At 69.4% G+C, this 16,646-nt stretch carries 15 protein-coding genes; 10 read left to right on the forward strand and 5 right to left on the reverse strand.

Annotation, left to right across the window (positions count from 1 at the left end; all coding sequences use genetic code 11):
* Positions 1-83: 83 nt before the first annotated feature.
* On the reverse strand, positions 84-1,445 hold the full coding sequence (locus ABT061_RS41790) for an FAD-binding oxidoreductase (RefSeq protein WP_350928735.1): 1,362 nt from the start codon (positions 1,443-1,445) through the stop codon (positions 84-86).
* Between the two features lie 340 nt (positions 1,446-1,785).
* On the opposite strand from ABT061_RS41790, the gene ABT061_RS41795 reads away from it, so the two are divergent.
* A complete protein-coding gene (locus tag ABT061_RS41795; protein ID WP_350928737.1) occupies positions 1,786-4,518 on the forward strand; it encodes an immune inhibitor A domain-containing protein in 2,733 nt (910 codons plus the stop codon).
* A gap of 84 nt (positions 4,519-4,602) precedes the next feature.
* Positions 4,603-5,541, forward strand: coding sequence for a diacylglycerol/lipid kinase family protein (locus ABT061_RS41800; RefSeq protein ID WP_350928739.1), 939 nt, complete (start codon positions 4,603-4,605; stop codon positions 5,539-5,541).
* A gap of 7 nt (positions 5,542-5,548) precedes the next feature.
* Here the strand turns inward: ABT061_RS41800 and ABT061_RS41805 are convergent, their stop codons facing one another.
* From ABT061_RS41805 to mads6, 3 genes are read right to left on the reverse strand one after another with little or no spacing between them, the layout of a single operon-like run.
* Complete coding sequence (locus ABT061_RS41805) at positions 5,549-6,742, reverse strand: CU044_5270 family protein (protein WP_350928741.1); 1,194 nt, start codon at positions 6,740-6,742, stop codon at positions 5,549-5,551.
* Positions 6,735-7,331 carry an RNA polymerase sigma factor gene (locus tag ABT061_RS41810; protein ID WP_350928743.1) on the reverse strand — a complete coding sequence of 199 codons (597 nt, stop codon included), beginning with the start codon at positions 7,329-7,331 and terminating at the stop codon, positions 6,735-6,737. Before ABT061_RS41810 ends, ABT061_RS41805 begins: the two co-directional genes overlap by 8 nt.
* A 58-nt stretch (positions 7,332-7,389) precedes the next feature.
* A complete protein-coding gene (mads6, locus tag ABT061_RS41815; protein WP_350928745.1) occupies positions 7,390-8,991 on the reverse strand; it encodes a methylation-associated defense system protein kinase MAD6 in 1,602 nt (533 codons plus the stop codon).
* A gap of 309 nt (positions 8,992-9,300) precedes the next feature.
* Here mads6 and ABT061_RS41820 point away from each other — a divergent pair, with 309 nt between their 5' ends.
* The 8 genes from ABT061_RS41820 (at position 9,301) to ABT061_RS41855 (ending at position 16,172) form a co-directional block, all read left to right on the forward strand.
* Complete coding sequence (locus ABT061_RS41820; RefSeq protein WP_350928747.1) at positions 9,301-9,699, forward strand: phage holin family protein; 399 nt, start codon at positions 9,301-9,303, stop codon at positions 9,697-9,699.
* Positions 9,696-10,346, forward strand: coding sequence for a DUF3618 domain-containing protein (locus ABT061_RS41825; RefSeq protein ID WP_350928749.1), 651 nt, complete (start codon positions 9,696-9,698; stop codon positions 10,344-10,346). The genes ABT061_RS41820 and ABT061_RS41825 overlap by 4 nt, the downstream gene beginning before the upstream one ends.
* Positions 10,347-10,781: 435 nt before the next feature.
* Positions 10,782-11,342 carry a hypothetical protein gene (locus ABT061_RS41830; RefSeq protein WP_350928751.1) on the forward strand — a complete coding sequence of 187 codons (561 nt, stop codon included), beginning with the start codon at positions 10,782-10,784 and terminating at the stop codon, positions 11,340-11,342.
* A gap of 9 nt (positions 11,343-11,351) precedes the next feature.
* The gene (locus ABT061_RS41835) at positions 11,352-11,606 is read left to right on the forward strand and encodes a VOC family protein (RefSeq protein ID WP_350928753.1); all 255 of its coding nucleotides are present in this window, start codon (positions 11,352-11,354) and stop codon (positions 11,604-11,606) included.
* Between the two features lie 70 nt (positions 11,607-11,676).
* A complete protein-coding gene (locus tag ABT061_RS41840) occupies positions 11,677-12,837 on the forward strand; it encodes an acyl-CoA dehydrogenase family protein (RefSeq protein WP_350928755.1) in 1,161 nt (386 codons plus the stop codon).
* Complete coding sequence (locus ABT061_RS41845) at positions 12,837-13,664, forward strand: HpcH/HpaI aldolase/citrate lyase family protein (RefSeq protein ID WP_350928757.1); 828 nt, start codon at positions 12,837-12,839, stop codon at positions 13,662-13,664. The genes ABT061_RS41840 and ABT061_RS41845 overlap by 1 nt, the downstream gene beginning before the upstream one ends.
* A 4-nt stretch (positions 13,665-13,668) precedes the next feature.
* Positions 13,669-14,094, forward strand: a complete 426-nt coding sequence (locus ABT061_RS41850; protein WP_350928759.1) for an HIT family protein — start codon at positions 13,669-13,671, stop codon at positions 14,092-14,094.
* A gap of 80 nt (positions 14,095-14,174) precedes the next feature.
* Positions 14,175-16,172: a hypothetical protein gene (locus ABT061_RS41855; protein ID WP_350928761.1), complete on the forward strand. Its 1,998-nt coding sequence runs from the start codon at positions 14,175-14,177 to the stop codon at positions 16,170-16,172.
* Here ABT061_RS41855 and ABT061_RS41860 read toward each other — a convergent pair.
* On the reverse strand, positions 16,159-16,611 hold the full coding sequence (locus ABT061_RS41860) for a hypothetical protein (RefSeq protein WP_350928763.1): 453 nt from the start codon (positions 16,609-16,611) through the stop codon (positions 16,159-16,161). The two genes, ABT061_RS41855 and ABT061_RS41860, sit on opposite strands and share 14 nt — an antisense overlap.
* Between the last annotated feature and the right edge of the window lie 35 nt (positions 16,612-16,646).

The raw sequence follows: 16,646 nt of genomic DNA on the forward strand, positions 1-16,646 counted from the left end.
TGACGGGAATCCGCGGAGGTCCCATCTCTTGCCCTGGTGGGGCGGGATCCGCGGGGTTCCCGCCCGGTGTGGTGGGAACCCGCTCAGATGGCCTTGCCGGGGTTGAGGATGCCGAGCGGGTCGAAGACCTGTTTGATCCCGCGGTGGATCTCCTCGGTGACCGGCCCGGTCTCCATGGACAGCCAGCGTTGTTTCAGCAGCCCGACGCCGTGCTCGCCGGTGAGCGTGCCTCCCATCTTCAGGGTCTCCCTGAAGAGCTCGTCGGCCGCCGCCCACACCTCGGGCGGCGGTTCGCTCAGGGTCCTGTCGAAGACGAAGACGGGGTGCAGGTTGCCGTCGCCCGCGTGGGCGACCGTGGTGATCAGCACGCCGTGCTTGGCCGCGATCGCCTCGATCTTCTCGATCATGTCAGGCAGCAGGGAGCGCGGTACGCACACGTCCTCCACCAGGCACTTGCCCAGCCGCTCCTTGGCCTCGTACGCCATCCGGCGGACCTCGATCAGCTGCTCGGCCTCCTGCGCCGACGACGACACCGCCACGAAGGCCGCGCCGCTGGCGGTGCAGAGTTCCGCCATGCGCTCGGAGACGGCCGGGCCGTCCACCGCGTCCGACTGCGCGATCAGCATCGCCCGGGTCGACTCCTCCAGCCCGATGTTCCGCCAGTCGTCGATGGCCTTGAGCGTGTTCCGGTCGAGCAGCTCCAGCAGGGACGGCTGGCACCCGGCCGCGATGATCGCGGAGACGGCGGCGGCGGCCTCCCTGAGGGAGGTGAACTCGGCCGCGATCGTCGCCGGGTAGACCGACGGCGCTCTGCGCAGCCGCACCGTCGCCGCGGTGATGACCCCGAGCGTCCCCTCGGAGCCGACGAACAGGCCGGTCAGGTCGTACCCCGTCACGCCCTTCACGGTGCGCCGACCGGTGTTGATCACCCGCCCGTCCGCGAGCACGACCTCCAGGCCGAGCGCCGAGTCGCGGGTCACGCCGTACTTCACGCACCGCAGGCCGCCCGCGTTGGTCGCCAGGTTGCCGCCGATGGTGGAGATCTCGTAGGAGGAGGGGTCGGGGGCGTACATCAGCCCGTGCTCGCGGGCGGCCCGGTCCAGGTCGGCGGTGATGACCCCCGGCTCGACCACGGCTATCTCGTCGTCGGGGGACAGCTCCCTGATGGCCGCCATCCTGTGCAGCGCCAGCACGACGCACCCCTCGACGGCGGTCGCCCCGCCGGCCAGGCCGGTCCCGGCACCCCGGGGCACCACGGGGACCCGGTACCGGGTGGCCCATCTCATCACGGCGACCACGTCGTCCCTGGTGTGCGCGAGCACCACGGCCAGCGGTTTGCCGGGCTCAAGAAAGGTTCGATCCCGGGCGTAGGAGTCGGTCACGTCGGAGTCGGTCAGCACCTTCTCCGGTGCGAGCGCGGCAACAAGTTCGGAGATAGCGGTCACAAGTGGACTGTACGGCCTGGCGCCGAGCGAGTGTTCGGCGGTACGCCGAACCCTCCATACGCCAATTCCGCACCTCAAAGGGCTTTTGGAGGCAGTTTCCGGCGGCGCCGAGCCGGAGCGTAGTGAAAATCACCACCATTCCCAGTAAAAGACACTTTATTTCATTTTTACAACATCATTTGGCGTCTTGACTCTGGCTTTACCTTCTCGTCTAACGTCCCGGTTCGGCGCGCTCATCCGGCGCGCCGGAAATGTCCGCATCCGGTAAACCCGGGTGCAGGGAGGGGACACGTTGTCCGGCAGAGTCAGCAGAGGAGGCGCTCCCAGACGCCTTCTCGCGATGGTTCCCGTGCTCGGCCTGGCCGTCACGGGACTGGCTGTGAGCGGTGCGTCGGCCGATAGCGACTCCTCGGTCGCGCGTTACCAGCCGACCGCGGCCGACTACTACATCAACTACGCGCCGCCCAGGGACGAGCCGGAGGTCGGCGACCCGGCCGTGCCGTCGGCCAAGGCGCGCAAGACCGGTCCGTCCAGGAAGATCGACCGGAAGTACTCCGAGGGCAACCCCGTCGCCGCGCGGGTGCTGGCCGCCCGCGAGGCCGAGGCGATCAGGACGGGGCTCAACCCCGCGGACCTCCTCTTCAAGAAGGCGAAGACCCCCAAGACGGCCAAGCTCCTCACCCTGCTGGTGGAGTTCAACGACCAGGCGAACGACGACTTCTCCGGATTCTCCCGTCCGGCGAGCGTGACCAGCGAGGACCCGGCCGAGTGCGTCACCGAGCCGCCGGGCACGCGGCTCAACGGCCCGCTGCACAACAAGATCCCCAACCCGGCCACGCTGTCCCACAAGGACAACAACAGCTTCTGGGTGCCCGACTTCAGCCCCGACCACTTCAACAAGATGCTTTACAGCACCGGGGGTATCACCCAGCGCGTCCGCACCGACCTGACCGACCCGCGGGACGGCCGCAAGGGCATAGACATCTCCAAGCACACCCTGAAGAACATGTACGAGGAGATGTCCAAGGGCGCCTACACGGTCACCGGGCAGGCAAGCCCGTGGATCAAGGTCCCGCACTCCGAGGCATACTACGGCGCGCGCGCCTGCGGCCAGCCGGTGCAGGACATGAGCGGCCACCCGGACAACCCGCGCGGGGCCGGCCAGCTCGCCATCGACGCGGTGAACGCCCTGGCCGCCGCCGACCCGAACTTCCCGTGGGCCGACTACGACCTCGAGGACGTCGGTGACGCCGACGGCGACGGGAACTTCGCCGAGCCCGACGGCGTGATCGACCACCTGGTCCTGGTCCACGCGGGCAAGGACAAGTCCTCCGACGGCGGCGCCGAGGGCACCTACGCGATCTGGGCACACTCCAGCGCGGTGGCCGGCGGCTACCAGGTGCCCGGCAAGAACGTGAAGATCTCCAACTACATCGTGCAGCCCGAGGACTCCGGCGTCGGTGTCTTCGCCCACGAGTACGGCCACGACCTGGGCCTTCCGGACCTCTACGACACCAGCGGCCAGGCGTCCTCCGCGGTGGACTTCTGGGACCTGATGTCCAGCGGATCGCACAGCGGCCCGATCTTCCAGTCGATGCCCACCCACATGAGCATCTGGAGCAAGTGGGTCCTCGGCTGGGCCAACCCCAAGGTCTTCAACCCCGGTGACCGCGCCCGCGCGGTGACGATCGGCCAGGCCTCGCGTACGCCCAAGCTCACCGAGGACGGCGTCCGGGTGAACCTGGACAGCCCGCCGGTCACGATGGTCGAGCCGCACAGCGGCACCAAGACGCTCTGGTCCAACTTCGACCAGGAGTGGGCCAACGTCAAGATCGCCCGCGACGTTCAGGTGCCCGCGGGGACCGACCTGAAGTTCTGGCTCTGGAACAACTACGAGATCGAGGACGACTGGGACTTCGGCTTCATCGAGACCTCCGTCGACGGCGGCACCACCTGGAGCCAGCAGAAGGTCTACACCGACGGCGGAGCCCTGGTCTCCACCGACGACGACTACACCGACCCCAACGGGAACCTCGCCGCGTTCGGCGGCAAGAAGTACGGCCTCACCGGCGCCACCGGCGGCTGGCGGCACGACTACGTCGACCTCACGCCGTTCGCCGGCAAGAACATCAAGCTCCGCCTGACCTACAACACCGACGCGGCCTACACCCCGCGCGGCTGGCACGCCGACGACTTCGCGCTCACCAACGGCACCCAGACCGTCTGGAGTGACGACCTGGAGGGCGGCCTCAACGGCTGGACGGCCACCGGCGGCAGCTTCAACAACACCAACGGCCAGGGCTGGGCCCTCAACGACGGCACGCGGGAGGTCTCCCGCTTCTACCTGGCCGAGTGGCGCAACCTCGACGGGTTCGACAAGGGCCTGCAGTACACCTACACCACCAACTACTCGCGTGACGGCGCGTGGAAGGTGGAGAAGGTCAAGTACAACGCCCCCGGCATGCTCGTCTGGTACCGCGACTCGAACTACACCAACAACTCGGTGGCCAACAACCTCGAACTGGCGCCGAGCATCGGTTCCAAGGGCAGCCTGATCCTGGTCGACTCCCACTTCGACCCGCTGCGGCGGACCGGCGTGGCGGCCACGAAGGATCCCACCACGCTCAAGAACATGTCGGGACGCGTGCAGAGCTCGAACGCCGCCTTCTCCTTCGCCAAGACCTACCCCTTCACCGATTGCATCGAGGGGCCGGACGAGCCCTTCAGCACGTACTGCACCAAGGTGGACGGGCTGAAGGGGGTCTCGGAGTTCACCGACGCCAAGACCTGGTACCCCGGCTTCGAGGCGCGCGGCACCAGCCTGTACTACCGCGACTTCGATGCCTCGACGGTCGTACCGTCGGCGGGCGACCAGCCGTACAGCACCCGGGTCGTCAACGCCGACGGCACCCCCGCCAACGACTGGTACGGGACCGACATGGGCGGCGGCCACGTCCTCGGCTCCGGAAACCCCGGTGACGAGGGCAAGGCGCTGGGCGTGAAGCTCAAGCTCGTCACCCCGCTGCCGGGTAACCTCGGCGCGATCGTTCAGGTCACCCCGCCCAAGAAGTAAACCCCGCAGGAGTATGGCCCCGCTGTCACCGACGGCGGGGCCATACCATTTGAACGGGCAGGCACCCGATCGGATAGGGGCAGCGTGGGAGAGCTTCGAAGCAAGGCCGAGCACACCGAGGCCATCAGGACCGAGGGCAGGGTCTGCGTGGTCGTCAACACGCGCTCGCGCCGAGGCCGGCGCCACTACCCGGAGGTGGTCCGCGCGCTGCGGGCCGAGAGGTTCGGATCGATCCGCTTCTTCCCCGTGGAAGATCCCAAGCGTCTGCGCGCCATCATCGAGGAGGCCCTGGCCGCGGGGCCCGACCTGCTCGTCGTGGGCGGTGGCGACGGCACGCTCAGCTCCGCCGTCAAGCACGTCGCCCACCGCGACGTCGCCCTCGGCGTGCTGCCCCTGGGCACCACCAACAACTTCGTCCGCAGCCTCGGCGTCCCCCTCGACCTCGCCGGAGCCATCGAGGTGCTGCGCACCGGCAAGGTCGCGGACATCGACCTGGGCATCGCCGGAGACCGCGAGTTCGCCAACCTGGCCAGCTTCGGGGTGTCGGTGGAGGTGGCGGGCAAGGTCAGGCACGGGGTGAAACGCCTCCTCGGCCGCGCGGCCTACCCGCTCACGGCACTGACGGTCCTGCCGGGCCACCGGCCGTTCCGGGCCTTCCTCACCGTGGACGGCCGCCGCCACGAACTGCTCACCCACCAGCTCAACATCGCCAACGGCCGCTTCCACGGCGGCTGGCAGGTCGCCAAGGACATCAGCATCGACAACGGCCGCCTGGTCGCCTACCAGCTCGGCTCGGGCAAGCGGCTGCGCCTGCTGGTGGAGACCATGATCCGGGCCGGCAGCGGCCGCTGGCGCAGCCTCGCGGGAGGTCCCTTCGTGGTGGGGCGCGAGATGCACCTGGAGACCGACCCGCCGCTGGCCGCCGACGTCGACGGCGAGGTCCGGCTGATGACCCCCATCACGATCCGCACCGTCCCCAACGGGTTGCGGGTGATGGTCCCCGACGACTTCGTCGACTCCTGAGCCGCGTTCAGTCCTGCCGGGCGGGCAGGTCGGGCAGGTCGTCGGTCCAGCCGATCCGTTCGTACGCGGTGAACGAGGTGACCTTGTAGGTCCGCCCGTCTTTGAGCCGGTCGAGGCCGTCCTGCTCCCGCGACAGCGGCAGCCCGCTCGACACGTCGATCACCAGCCGGTTGGTTCCGTAGACCTTGCTCTCGCCCTGTGGCGTGGTGGTGCTGACCGGGTAGGAGATCGCCTGACCGACTCGGCCGAGCCCGTCGACGACCTTCCCCTCCGACGTCATCCCCGGCAGGGAGGCCAGCAGCCGATAGGCCGCCGCGCGGGTCCCGGGGGAGACCGGGAGCGAGGTGATGATCCTCATGCAGTCCTCCAGCAGCCACGGCTCCACCTGCTTCTCGGCCTTCTCGGCCCCCGGCCACTTGGCGGTGAACTCCTTGCCGCGCCCGTTCAGGTAGATCCTCAACTTCTCCGGGGTGTCCGGTATCGCGCGCACCTCGGCCCAGGTGAGCAGTCCCTTGGTCAGGTGGCCGGCCGACCCCTTCCACTTGCCGCGCAGGCGGAACGCCTCCCGCTCTCCCGGTTCGGACTCGATCCTGTCCTCGGCGGAGACGTAGCCGCCCGTCAGCGCGCCGTCCGCGAACAGCCAGCGGTCGGGGGAGCCGTCCTTCCGCCAGGCCGCCTCGTCCTTGGGAGTCGCCGGTTTCGCACCGAGGTACTGGCTGATCCTCCAGCTCTGCCCGTCGCGTGCGCGTGACAGCCACATCTCCTCGGCGTGACTCTGCAGGATGAGATAGCCGGCATTCGGCGCGACGCGCTGGTTCCCCCGGACGGTGCGGGTGACCCAGTAGGCACCCTCCGCCGGTGCCCTGGTCGCCGCGGTGGCCGCGGCCAGCAGGACCTGTCTCGCCTCGGCCCCGGTGTCCTGCGTGCCGGGGGCCGGCAGGTGAGGGAGCGGCGTCGGCGAGGCGGCGGTCGACGAGGTGATCACCAGGGCCGCGGCCGCGGCCGTCCCGGCCACCCCCATCCCCAGGGCCGTCCACCAGGCCGCCCTGCGGCCCCGCCGTGCCTGCAGGAGCCCTCGGCCCCCGGGCGGCTCCTGAGACGACGGCATGGCGGCCAGGAGCCGGTCCCGGCCCGCCGCGATCACTTCGTGGGACGGTTCCGGCTCCGAGAGCAGGTCCCGGACCGCGGTCAGGTCATCCATCGGAGCCTCCGATCATGGGATTGACGCCGCCCAGCGCCGCGCGCAGCTTCCTGCGCACCCGGTTGAGCCGGGAGCCGACGGTGCCGAAAGGGATGTGGAGGATCTGTGAGACCTCCTCGTAGCTGAGATCGGCGAGCGCGACCAGCAGCAGCACATCGCGGTCGCCGTCGGAAAGGCCGCTCAACGCCGACGCGAGCGGCCCCCGCACGCCCGCGGCGGCGAGGCGGGTGGCCACCCGCTCCTCGTATCCCTCGTCGACCTCACCGTCGACGGATGCCCGCTGGAACGCCTCCAGCCTGCGTGTCTCGCTCCTGCGGTGCTGGGCGACCAGGTTGGTGGCGATGCCGTACAGCCAGGGCCGCACCGTCCCCCTGGTGGGGTCGAACGTCTCCCGTCTACGGAACGCCACCAGGAAGGTCTCGGCGGCGACGTCGTCGGCGATCTGCGAGCCGAGCCGTCCGGCGGCGTAGCGGTGGATCTCGACGAAGTAGCGGTCGTAGAGCATCGCGAACAGGTCGGGACGGTGCCGCGACCGTTCTATCAGCGCGGCGTCGTCGACTCTCGTCGGCGCATCAGGGGGAGCGGCCATGTGCCGGGTGTCCCTTCTATGGGTTACACCCCTACTCCGTCGCGGGCCCGGTTCGCCTTCACGACTGTTTCCCGGTGATACGCCGGAACCTCATCCTGAGCCTGTCGAGCAGCGGCTCCTGCCCCGGCCCGCTCCTGTCACGCGGGCTCTCCTCGCGCTCTTCCCCGTTCCGCGCGGGCGCGTGGGCGTCTCGCCGGTGGCGTTCCGGCTCGGGCCCCTCCGGGTGTCCGGGAGCCGCCACGCCGGTGTTCGCCGTACCAGGGACCTGGGGGAGGGGGGCCGACGCGCCGGAATCCGGCGCGGTGAGGGCCGCGGGGCGGGGGCGCCGCGCCCGTCGCAGGTCGGACAGGGCCTCGGCGGCGTCCGGGCGCTTGTGCGTCGCGTGGTCGCGCATGCGCCGGAGCAGGTCCATGATCTCGGCGGACGCCTCACTGGAAGCGGGTTCGGCGTCGGGATTGGCCGGTGGGAGCTCCCCTGTCAGCAGTTGGAAGGCGATCACCCCGGCCGCGTACACGTCGGAGGCGGCGGTCATCCGCTCGGGCATGGCCTGGCACTCGGGGGCCGCGTAGTGGGTGTCGAGCACGTTGGGCAGTTCGTTGGCGACGGTGTGCGCGCGGGGGCCGGGCTTGGCGTAGTCGAACCCGGTGAGCATCGCCCGGCCGTTCTCCGTCACCAGCACGCACGCGGGACTGAGCGCCCGGTGGATCACGTTGTTGGCGTGCACGTGGGCCAGGCCCAGCAGCATGTCCTCCACCACGTCCAGCCGGGCGGCGGTGGAGAGCGTGCGGGGGGAGGCGGTGAGGTGCAGGTGCAGCGCCTGACCGTGCACGTCGTCGAGGACCAGCACGAACCGGCTCTCGTCGTCGATGGCGAAGAAGTCACGGGCGCGCACCACGCACGGGTGCGCCGGGATCCTGGTGAGAGCCTGGTAGGCGTTGGTGATCAGCCGCCGTTCGGCCGCCCTCGGCTCCTCCTCCGCCAGAGGGTCGGCCCGGTAGACGCGCAGCAGAACCGTCTCGCTGCCGGGAACCGTCGCGTTGATCGCGCGATACTCGGTGACCCGGTTGTCGCCGCCCAGCTGCTCCTCCACCTCCCAGCTGCCGAACCGCGGCGGCGCCGTGGAGCGTCGCACGCTCCCGTTGAGCGCCTCGATGATCGCGGTGCCGTACGGCGCGGTGTCCGTGGTGTGGCCGCGTCTGACGCGGGAGGCGTCACTCAGCGTGCCGACAAGCCCGGCCAGGTCGGTGACGTGGCGTGAGTCGCGGCCGGCCGGGTCGACCAGCTCCGCGTCGGCCCCGGTGAGCACCACCAGGCTGTCGACGTAGACCCGGTCCAGCTCGCGCCGTTCCTGGGTGAGCAGCCCCTTGAGCGCGCGCCCGTTGCCGCGCAGCTTGGCGACAGGGGAGCCGAACGCCTCCCGCCGCAGCGGGAACCAGCGGTTCCCCGCGACCTCGATCCTGCCCCGGGTGCCCTTGACGTCGATGACGCAGAGCGAGTGGCCGGTCAGGACGATCACGTCCACCTCGAAGGTGTCGTCGCCGCGGGGCACCTCGATGTTGTGCAGCAGTAGCCAGTCTGGCGGGGCGCTGTCTCGCAGGTGTGCGATGACCCGTCGCTCGGCGTCGTTGACCGGGCTTCCGCCGCCGACGATCTGTGCCATCTCTAGCGTGCCGCCTTCCTGATCGTGCTCATCGTGCCACGCAGTATCTCAAGAGGCTCATCTTCGCCCGTACCTTTACTTTTCCACCACTCGGACACGCGGGCCTCCCTATGATCATGGCCTAGTCCTGGCCGGGAGACGTGATCGACGTGTCCGGCACGTCAGGGGTGCGGGCGGTGCCGCCGTTCCTGCGGGGCGTGGTCGTGGGGCGGTGTTACCCCTGGGGCTCCCGTGAACACCGCCGCCGGACGGATGTTTGCCGCGGTGGGACAGGGTAGGCGTCCTTTCCTGTAGGGGAGGAGGCAGTCCATGGTCAACACCAAGGAGTCACTGCCGACGTCCGAGCTGATCCGGCAGATGTCGGAGCAGGTCTCGCGTCTGGTCAGGGACGAACTCCGTCTGGCCAGGGCGGAACTGACGGAAAAGGGCAAGCACGCCGGAATCGGCGCGGGGCTGTTCGGCGGGGCGGGAGTCGTGGCCCTGTTCGGGACGGGCTCCCTGGTCGCCGCGGTGATCCTGCTCCTCGCGTACGTGATGCCCGCCTGGGTGGCCGCGGCGGTCGTGGGCGTGGTGCTGCTGGCCCTGGCCGGTGTGCTCGGGTTCTCCGGCAAGCACCAGGTCGCCGAGGCGTCCCCGCCGACTCCCGCGCGGACCATCGAGAGCGTCAGGGACGACATCTACGCGGTGAAGGAGAGGGCCCACCGATGACTGAGACAGACCCGGGCGGACCCGACCGGTCCCGGGCCGAGGCGGGGATCACCGGATCCCGGAGGAAAAGGGTCGGTGCCCCGATAACGCCGGACGAGAGAGAGTCGCTGAACATCCCGCCGAAGCAGCCGTACGGCACGCCCGGCGAGGATCTCGGCGTTCCGGAGTCCGAGCGCGACGGCACGCCCCGGCTCGCGGAGAACGCGGCCGCCGACGTCGCACCCTACGTCGACACCGGTGTCGGCGAGACGAAGACCGGCAAGATCATCACAAAAGACGAGAGCGACGTGGAAACCGTGCGGCGGGACATCGAGGACGCCCGCCGCGAACTTGGCGACACTGTGGAGGCACTGGTGCACAAGACCGATGTGAAGGGCCGTTTTCAGGAGACCGCCGCCCATGTGGGGGAGGACCTGCGCAAGGCGAGAGCGGCGACCGCCACCACCGCCACCGAGATGGTCGAGCGTGTGAAGGAGGCGGCTCCCGAGGTCGTCGGCCGGGTCAAGGAGGTGACCCCCGCCGAGATCAAGGACGCGGCGGAGAAGGTCACGGCCGAGGCGGGCAAGCGCCCCGTTCTGACGATCGCGGCGGTGGCCGCGTTCGCCCTGGTCGTCTTCCGGGTCCTGCGGAGAGGAAAAAAGAGGTAGCCGTCCGGCGACACCGGCAGGGCCGCCCCCGACGATTCACGGGAGGCGGCCCGAAGCCCTCGAAACCGCCTTGGGGGCCCTCGGGCTGACCGGCCGGTGGGGTGCTCCGAGCGGCCCTCGGCACCGCCGGGAACGACGCGAACCGCCGGATCTCCGGAGATCCGGCCAATACCCGTGCGCCCAGGCGAGCCAAACTCATGTCTGCCGGGGTAATCTGACCGTTTCCGGGCGGGCGGCGGACCCCCTCCTCTCCGCCTGCCCGGACCTTCCCGCCGCCGATGTGCCGCGAAACCGCCTTCGCTCCGCCCGGACCTTCACATCGGCCTTCACCGGCCAGGCCGCGTTTTCATAGCGAAAGGCGAAGTATCCGGACTCGGGCACATGCGTGCCCGAGCGCATGTAGCGTTCTCGGGGCAGGACAACACGGGAGGTCTCATGCGCCACGCTCTCGGGATCGCCGCAGGCCTCGCTCTCATCGCGGTGGCCCTTTCCCCGCTGCCCCACGCCCAGGCCAGTTGTGTCAGCGTGACCAGGAAATGCCAGGCCGAACCACTGATCGATATCAAGGTGGCGGCCAGGGCCACGCCCCCCGCGGCCCCGAGCGGACAGGTCTCCTACACCCTTGACTACTCCATGACCCTGACCCCGTCCTTCGCCCCCTACTGGGGCACCTTCTGGGTGGGGGGCCGCTTTCCCGCGGGGCGGGGTCCCACCAGGGCGGTGCTGCTCGACGCCGCCGGCAAGCGGGTCGCCGTCCTACGCTGCCGCGAGCACTCCGACGGTGTCTGGTGCGCCGCGGGCAGCCACATCCCGCACCGGGGAAGGGTCGTCCTCACCGCCCCCACCGGGGGCAAGGGCGTGACCAGACTCGGTTTCGACAGTTTCGAAGCGCTCGACCGCAAGGAGTCCGAGCGGCGCTTCAGCCGGCGGGAGGCGCGCGAGAGATTCTGCAACCACCGTTTCACCACGACCGTCACCACGACGCCGGACTCCTGAGCAGACGAGTTGAACGCCGCACTGACCGGTGTGCACCACCTCAAGATCTGGGTGAGTGACCTGGAGCGGAGCCGCTCCTGGTACGAACGCGTCCTGGGGCTGGAGCACCACACCGGCTTCGAGGCGGCCCGTCTGCCGGAGCGGCGGCAGGCCCGGCGCGGCCGTGCCGAGCGGGATCCTTCCCGTGATCGCCGGAAGGTTCCGGCGGGGGCCCGTGGTCCCGGCCGGGACGGTGCGAGATCATGTCCTTGCGCCACCTGGTGAAGTATCTCCCGCGGGCCAGGACCGGCCCGCTCCCCCTCCGCGGGACCGCTTTTCCGGAAAGGACCTCGTGATGGACTTCGAGCTCAACGAGGAACAGCAGCTGTTCCGCCGGACCCTGCGGGAGTACGTCGACAAGGAGATCGTGCCGGTCGCCCCGGAGTGGGAGCGGACCGGCCGCTACCCCACGGAGATCGTCGAGGGCTTCAAACGGATGGGGCTGTTCGGGATCACGATCCCCGAGGAGTACGGCGGGCTGGCCCTGGACCGGGTGTCGTTCGCCCTGGTCTTCGAGGAGATCGCGCGTGGCTGGATGGGCGTGGCCGGGGTGCTCGGCTCGCACTCCCTGGCCGCCTGGATGATCGCCGCTTACGGCACGGAGGAGCAGAGAAGCGGCTACCTCCCGGACCTGGCCACCGGTGTCCGCCGCACCGGCATCGCGCTGACCGAGCCGGCGGCCGGCACCGACCTGCAGGGCATCCAGACGCGGGCCGTCCGCGACGGCGACCACTACGTGATCAACGGCACCAAGACGTGGATCACCAACGCCCGGCACGCCGACCCGATGCCCGTGCTGGTCAAGACCTCGCTCACCGACCCCGCGCACCGAGGCATGTCCCTCATCCTGGTCGAGGCGGGAACTCCCGGTTACACGGTCAGCCGCGACCTGCCCAAGCTCGGCTACAAGGGCACCGAGACCTGCGAGATCGTGCTGCAGGACGTGCGCGTCCCGGCCTCGGCGCTGCTCGGCGGGGTCGAGGGACGGGGCATGCAGCAGGCGCTGTCCGCCCTGGAACTCGGCCGGGTCAACATAGCGGCCCGCGCCGTCGGCGTCTCCCAGTGCGCCTACGACGCCGCGCTGAGCTACTCGCGCGAGCGCCACGCCTTCGGCCGGCCCATCTCCGACTTCCAGGCCATCCAGCTCAAGCTCGCGGACATGGCCACCGACATCCAGGCGGCCCGGCTGCTGACCTACTGGGCGGCGGTCCGCTCCGAGAACGGCGCGGTGAACTCCGAGGCCGCGATGGCCAAGTACTTCGCGTCCGAGGTGGCGCTGCGCACCACCATGGAGGCGATGCGGATCCACGGTGGCTACGGCTACTCCCAGGAGTTCGTCCTCGAACGCCTCTACCGCGACGCGCCCCTGATGGCCATCGGCGAGGGCACCAACGACATCCAGCGGATGGTCATCGCGAGATCCCTCATCTCGGGTACCGCTAAAGTCGGATGGTGATGCGATCTGCCCTTTATGTACCAGGTGACCAGCCCGAAAAACTCGCCAAGGCGCTCGGCAGGGGAGCCGACAGTCTGATCGTGGATCTTGAGGACGCGGTCCTGCCCGTGCACAAGGCGGCGGCCCGCGCGACTGTCGCCGCCTGGCTGCGCGAGCTCGGCCCCGACAACCCCGAGATCTACGTACGGATCAATCCCGGCGCGGCCGGACACGACGACCTGCGGGCGGTCGCCCTGCCCGGGGTGCGCGGGGTCTGCGTGGCCAAGACCGAGTCGGCCGCCGAACTGGAGGCCGTCGATGCCGTGCTGACCGCCGCCGAGGCGGCCCAGGGAGTGCCGGGCGGCTCCATCGTGGTGTGCCCCCTGCTGGAGAGTGCCGCCGCGATCCTGGCGGCCCCCGAGATCGCCAGGGCGCCCCGTGTCGCGCGCCTGCAGATCGGCGAGGCCGATCTGCGGGCGGACCTCGCGGTCGAGACCGGCCCCGACGAGCGTGAGCTGCTGTGGGCTCGCTCCCAGGTCGTCCTGGCCTCGGCGGCGGCCCGACTCGCCCCGCCCCTCGCTCCGGTCAGCACCGACTTCCGCGACCTCGACGCCCTGCGCGTCTCCACCCTCGCCCTGAAACGCCTCGGCTTCCGTGGCAGAGCCTGCATCCACCCGGCCCAGCTGGCCGTCGTCAACGAGGTGTTCACCCCCTCGGAGGAAGAGCTCGACCGGGCTCGTGACCTGATCGCCCGCTTCGAGGCATCCGGATCAGGTGTCGTCACCGACGCCAGGGGCCAGATGGTCGACGAGGCGGTGGTAAGGGCCGCCCGCCGCCTCCTATCCTGACGTGATGCCAGATGAACGGTGTCTGTTCTGCGCCATCGCGGCGGGGGAGCGCCCGGCCCACGTCGTCGTCTCCGACGGCGTGGCCGTGGCCTTCCTGGACACGCGTCCGCTCTTCAAAGGCCACGTCCTGGTGGCCCCGCTGACCCACGTCGAGACGCTGGCGGACCTGCCGGCGCCGATGGTCGGCCCGTTCTTCGAACGCGTCCGGGCCGTCGCCGTCGCCGTCGAGCGGGGCCTGGCGGCGGCCGGCACGTTCGTCGCGACGAACAACCGCGTCAGCCAGAGCGTCCCGCACCTGCACGTCCACGTGGTCCCCCGTAACCACAAGGACGGCCTGCGCGGCTTCTTCTGGCCCCGTACGAGATACGACGACCCCGCCGAGGCCGAGACCTACGCCCGCCGCGTCCGCGAGGCCCTGCCGACCTCCTGAAACACCTGACCGCCTCCGGCCTCGGGGATGGCGGCAAGGAGACCCGCGCGGCCATGATGGTCGGGTGGAGGTGGTGGGACGTGGGGGAGACGCCCGCGATGGCGCCGGGAACCGGGCCACTCGCACCCGGCTTCAACGGGATCGATCCGGAGCTGATGCGAGGCTTCATCACCGACCTGGAACGGGCCGGACAGGCCATCGCCGAGCACGCCGAGGCCATCCGCAGGGAACTGGCCGCGGTTGACCTCCCCGCAGCCTCGCTCACCCAGGTCAGGGAGATCGGCGGCTGGGCAGAGGAACAGCTGCCCCGGCTCCGGCGGCGGGTGGAGACCATCACCGCCACCCCCGCCATGCTCCTCGGAGGCGGGCTGAGCGGATATCAGGAGGGTGCTCTCCTCGCCCCGGCGGAGGCCCGGCGTCAGGGGACGGACCTGGGCGAGCGCTTCGCCGGCATCGATCTCGACGAGTTCTCCGTCTTCGGTCCGTACGCCTCGGACCGGATGGCCGCGCTCGTCGAGAAACTGAAGGCGCACCGGCACGACGCCGACTTCACCGCCTCCTTCTTCGCCGCCCTCGGCACCAGGGGCACCCGCGCGCTCGGTGAACGGCTCCGCCGTCTGGCCGACGACGAGGAAGCGGTCAGCGTCGCGGGAACGGCCTTCGCCACCGCGGTCGCGGGCGGTGCCAAGGTGCCGGGATTCGCCAGGGTCGTCGAGGCCGTGGAGAAGGCCGATGCCCTGGACGACGTCTCCGATCTGCTGAGTCACGGCCGCTACCCGGCCGAGTGGCTGGCCGGGATCGTCTCCCCCGCGCTCCTCGCCGGCAGCGGGGTCGGCGTGACCACCCTGGGCAGGCTCATGGGCGCCCTGGGCAACAACCCCGCCGCCGCCCGCCTCGCGATCAGCTCGGCCACCGATCTCAGTCCGGTTCCGGCCTCCGTGAAATCGCCCTTCGGGGTCCTTTCGAATTCTCCGCAGTCATGGAAGGCCAGGCCCGCGCTGGCCGCCTTCCTCGAAGCGCTCAACGAGCGGGCCGGCAGGACGCCTGAATCTGCTGCCGGGTTCGGGCGGATGCTGGCCGCTGCCTCCGGTGCCTACGACGAGCCGCAGGGAAAGCACAGCGGCGAGGCCGCCTTCTTCGCGTACACGGTGATGACCACCGCCGACGGGTGGCGGCTGGGCGACGCCACCCGGCCACATCTGTCGGAGATCGCCGGCTCCTACGCTCCAGAGATCACTCTGGGCGCCGACATCGGTGACGCTGATATGACCAAGGACAGCGCCCTGCGACTCACCCCCGGGCCCTTCGAACCGACCACCGTCCCCGGCCTGCGCGGCGCCTTCCGGCTCAGCCCCGAGGACACCTTCCGCTTCCTCACCACCTTCACCGCGACCCCCCAGAGCCGGGCTCCCTTCGAAACCGGCATGGGCGCGCTCACCGAGCGACTGCTCCCCGAGGCCTCGCGCCTGGTCAGGAGCACCAAGGATGTCACCGCCCTGGACAACCTGTTCACCGTCCTTGGAAACGTTCGAGGCTTCGAACTGGCCGCCGCGACCCGGGTGCTGAAACCCGTGGACGAGGCCGTGAAGGACGCCGACGACGCGGAGAGCCTGATACTCGGCACCGTCATGGGAGGGCTCGGCCTGATCCATCCCATCTCTCTTTTCGCCCGCACCTGGACCGCGCTCTCCACGGGGGTGGCCGCGGGCGACACCTACAGTTCCGACCCGGAGGAGGAGGTGGCCAAACTCCACGAAATGGACGGTGCTGAAACCTTGGGCCGCCAGTACGCGGTGGCCCGACTTCTCATGCGACAGGGCTTCACCCCTCAGGTCGCGCCATCCAGCAGGGCCATCACCGATGCGAACGGAAACCTGCGTCCTTTCAGTGAGATCGCCAAACAGGGCGATGTCGGCATGAAGGTGCTTGAGCAGTGGTTCATCGACAACGGCATGGGCGCCTCAAGCGAGCTTGCTTTTGGGCAACTAAGCCGTCGTCAAGCGAGGAACTTCACAGGGAGCAAGGAGATCGCCTTTCAGCGACCTAGTCTCTACGTTAACAGTCTCACGACTGATTGAGGCAGTTGGTCTCTCCTTGTATCGCATATTGCCCAATTTCTTTAGAGCCAAGCTCGAGGGAAGTTTTTGCCGACTCGCTGGTTGCTCGTAATGCATTGCTTTCAGAGTTGGCCATCCGATAGTCCGCAAACTCGTTCAATGCCCCCAATAACTGGGTATTTAGTATTTCAGGTTTCGTCTGTTGTGCGGTATCCTTTCCGATTGCCGCGAAGGTGCGTTTGGCTCTGCCCTCCCCGCAGGGGATATCCTTTCCACCTGGATCGGTGATCTGGATATTTTTGGCATTCACTTCTTTGAGAAGCTTTAAAATATGCGCTTTGAGGGTTTCCCCCGCTTCGGCGGCCGTGGGTTGCTTCTCGCCGCAGGCGGTCAGGGACAGGGTGGCCAGCAGGAACATGGCGCCAAGCCGTACGGGGAAACTGCGGGCGGAACGAGGCATCGAATCTCCTTTGAAGCACTGGCCGACTGAGCGCA

This window comes from Streptosporangium sp. NPDC002544 (assembly GCF_040295965.1).
GTDB lineage: Bacteria > Actinomycetota > Actinomycetes > Streptosporangiales > Streptosporangiaceae > Streptosporangium.

Coding starts and splice junctions, on each gene's coding strand:
- ABT061_RS41795 (WP_350928737.1), top strand. CDS start 1,786: ATGGTTCCCGTGCTCGGCCTGGCCGTCACGGGACTGGCTGTGAGCGGT.
- ABT061_RS41805 (WP_350928741.1), bottom strand. CDS start 6,742: ATGGATGACCTGACCGCGGTCCGGGACCTGCTCTCGGAGCCGGAACCG.
- ABT061_RS41810 (WP_350928743.1), bottom strand. CDS start 7,331: ATGGCCGCTCCCCCTGATGCGCCGACGAGAGTCGACGACGCCGCGCTG.
- mads6 (WP_350928745.1), bottom strand. CDS start 8,991: ATGGCACAGATCGTCGGCGGCGGAAGCCCGGTCAACGACGCCGAGCGA.
- ABT061_RS41820 (WP_350928747.1), top strand. CDS start 9,301: ATGGTCAACACCAAGGAGTCACTGCCGACGTCCGAGCTGATCCGGCAG.
- ABT061_RS41825 (WP_350928749.1), top strand. CDS start 9,696: ATGACTGAGACAGACCCGGGCGGACCCGACCGGTCCCGGGCCGAGGCG.
- ABT061_RS41830 (WP_350928751.1), top strand. CDS start 10,782: ATGCGCCACGCTCTCGGGATCGCCGCAGGCCTCGCTCTCATCGCGGTG.
- ABT061_RS41840 (WP_350928755.1), top strand. CDS start 11,677: ATGGACTTCGAGCTCAACGAGGAACAGCAGCTGTTCCGCCGGACCCTG.
- ABT061_RS41845 (WP_350928757.1), top strand. CDS start 12,837: ATGCGATCTGCCCTTTATGTACCAGGTGACCAGCCCGAAAAACTCGCC.
- ABT061_RS41850 (WP_350928759.1), top strand. CDS start 13,669: ATGCCAGATGAACGGTGTCTGTTCTGCGCCATCGCGGCGGGGGAGCGC.
- ABT061_RS41860 (WP_350928763.1), bottom strand. CDS start 16,611: ATGCCTCGTTCCGCCCGCAGTTTCCCCGTACGGCTTGGCGCCATGTTC.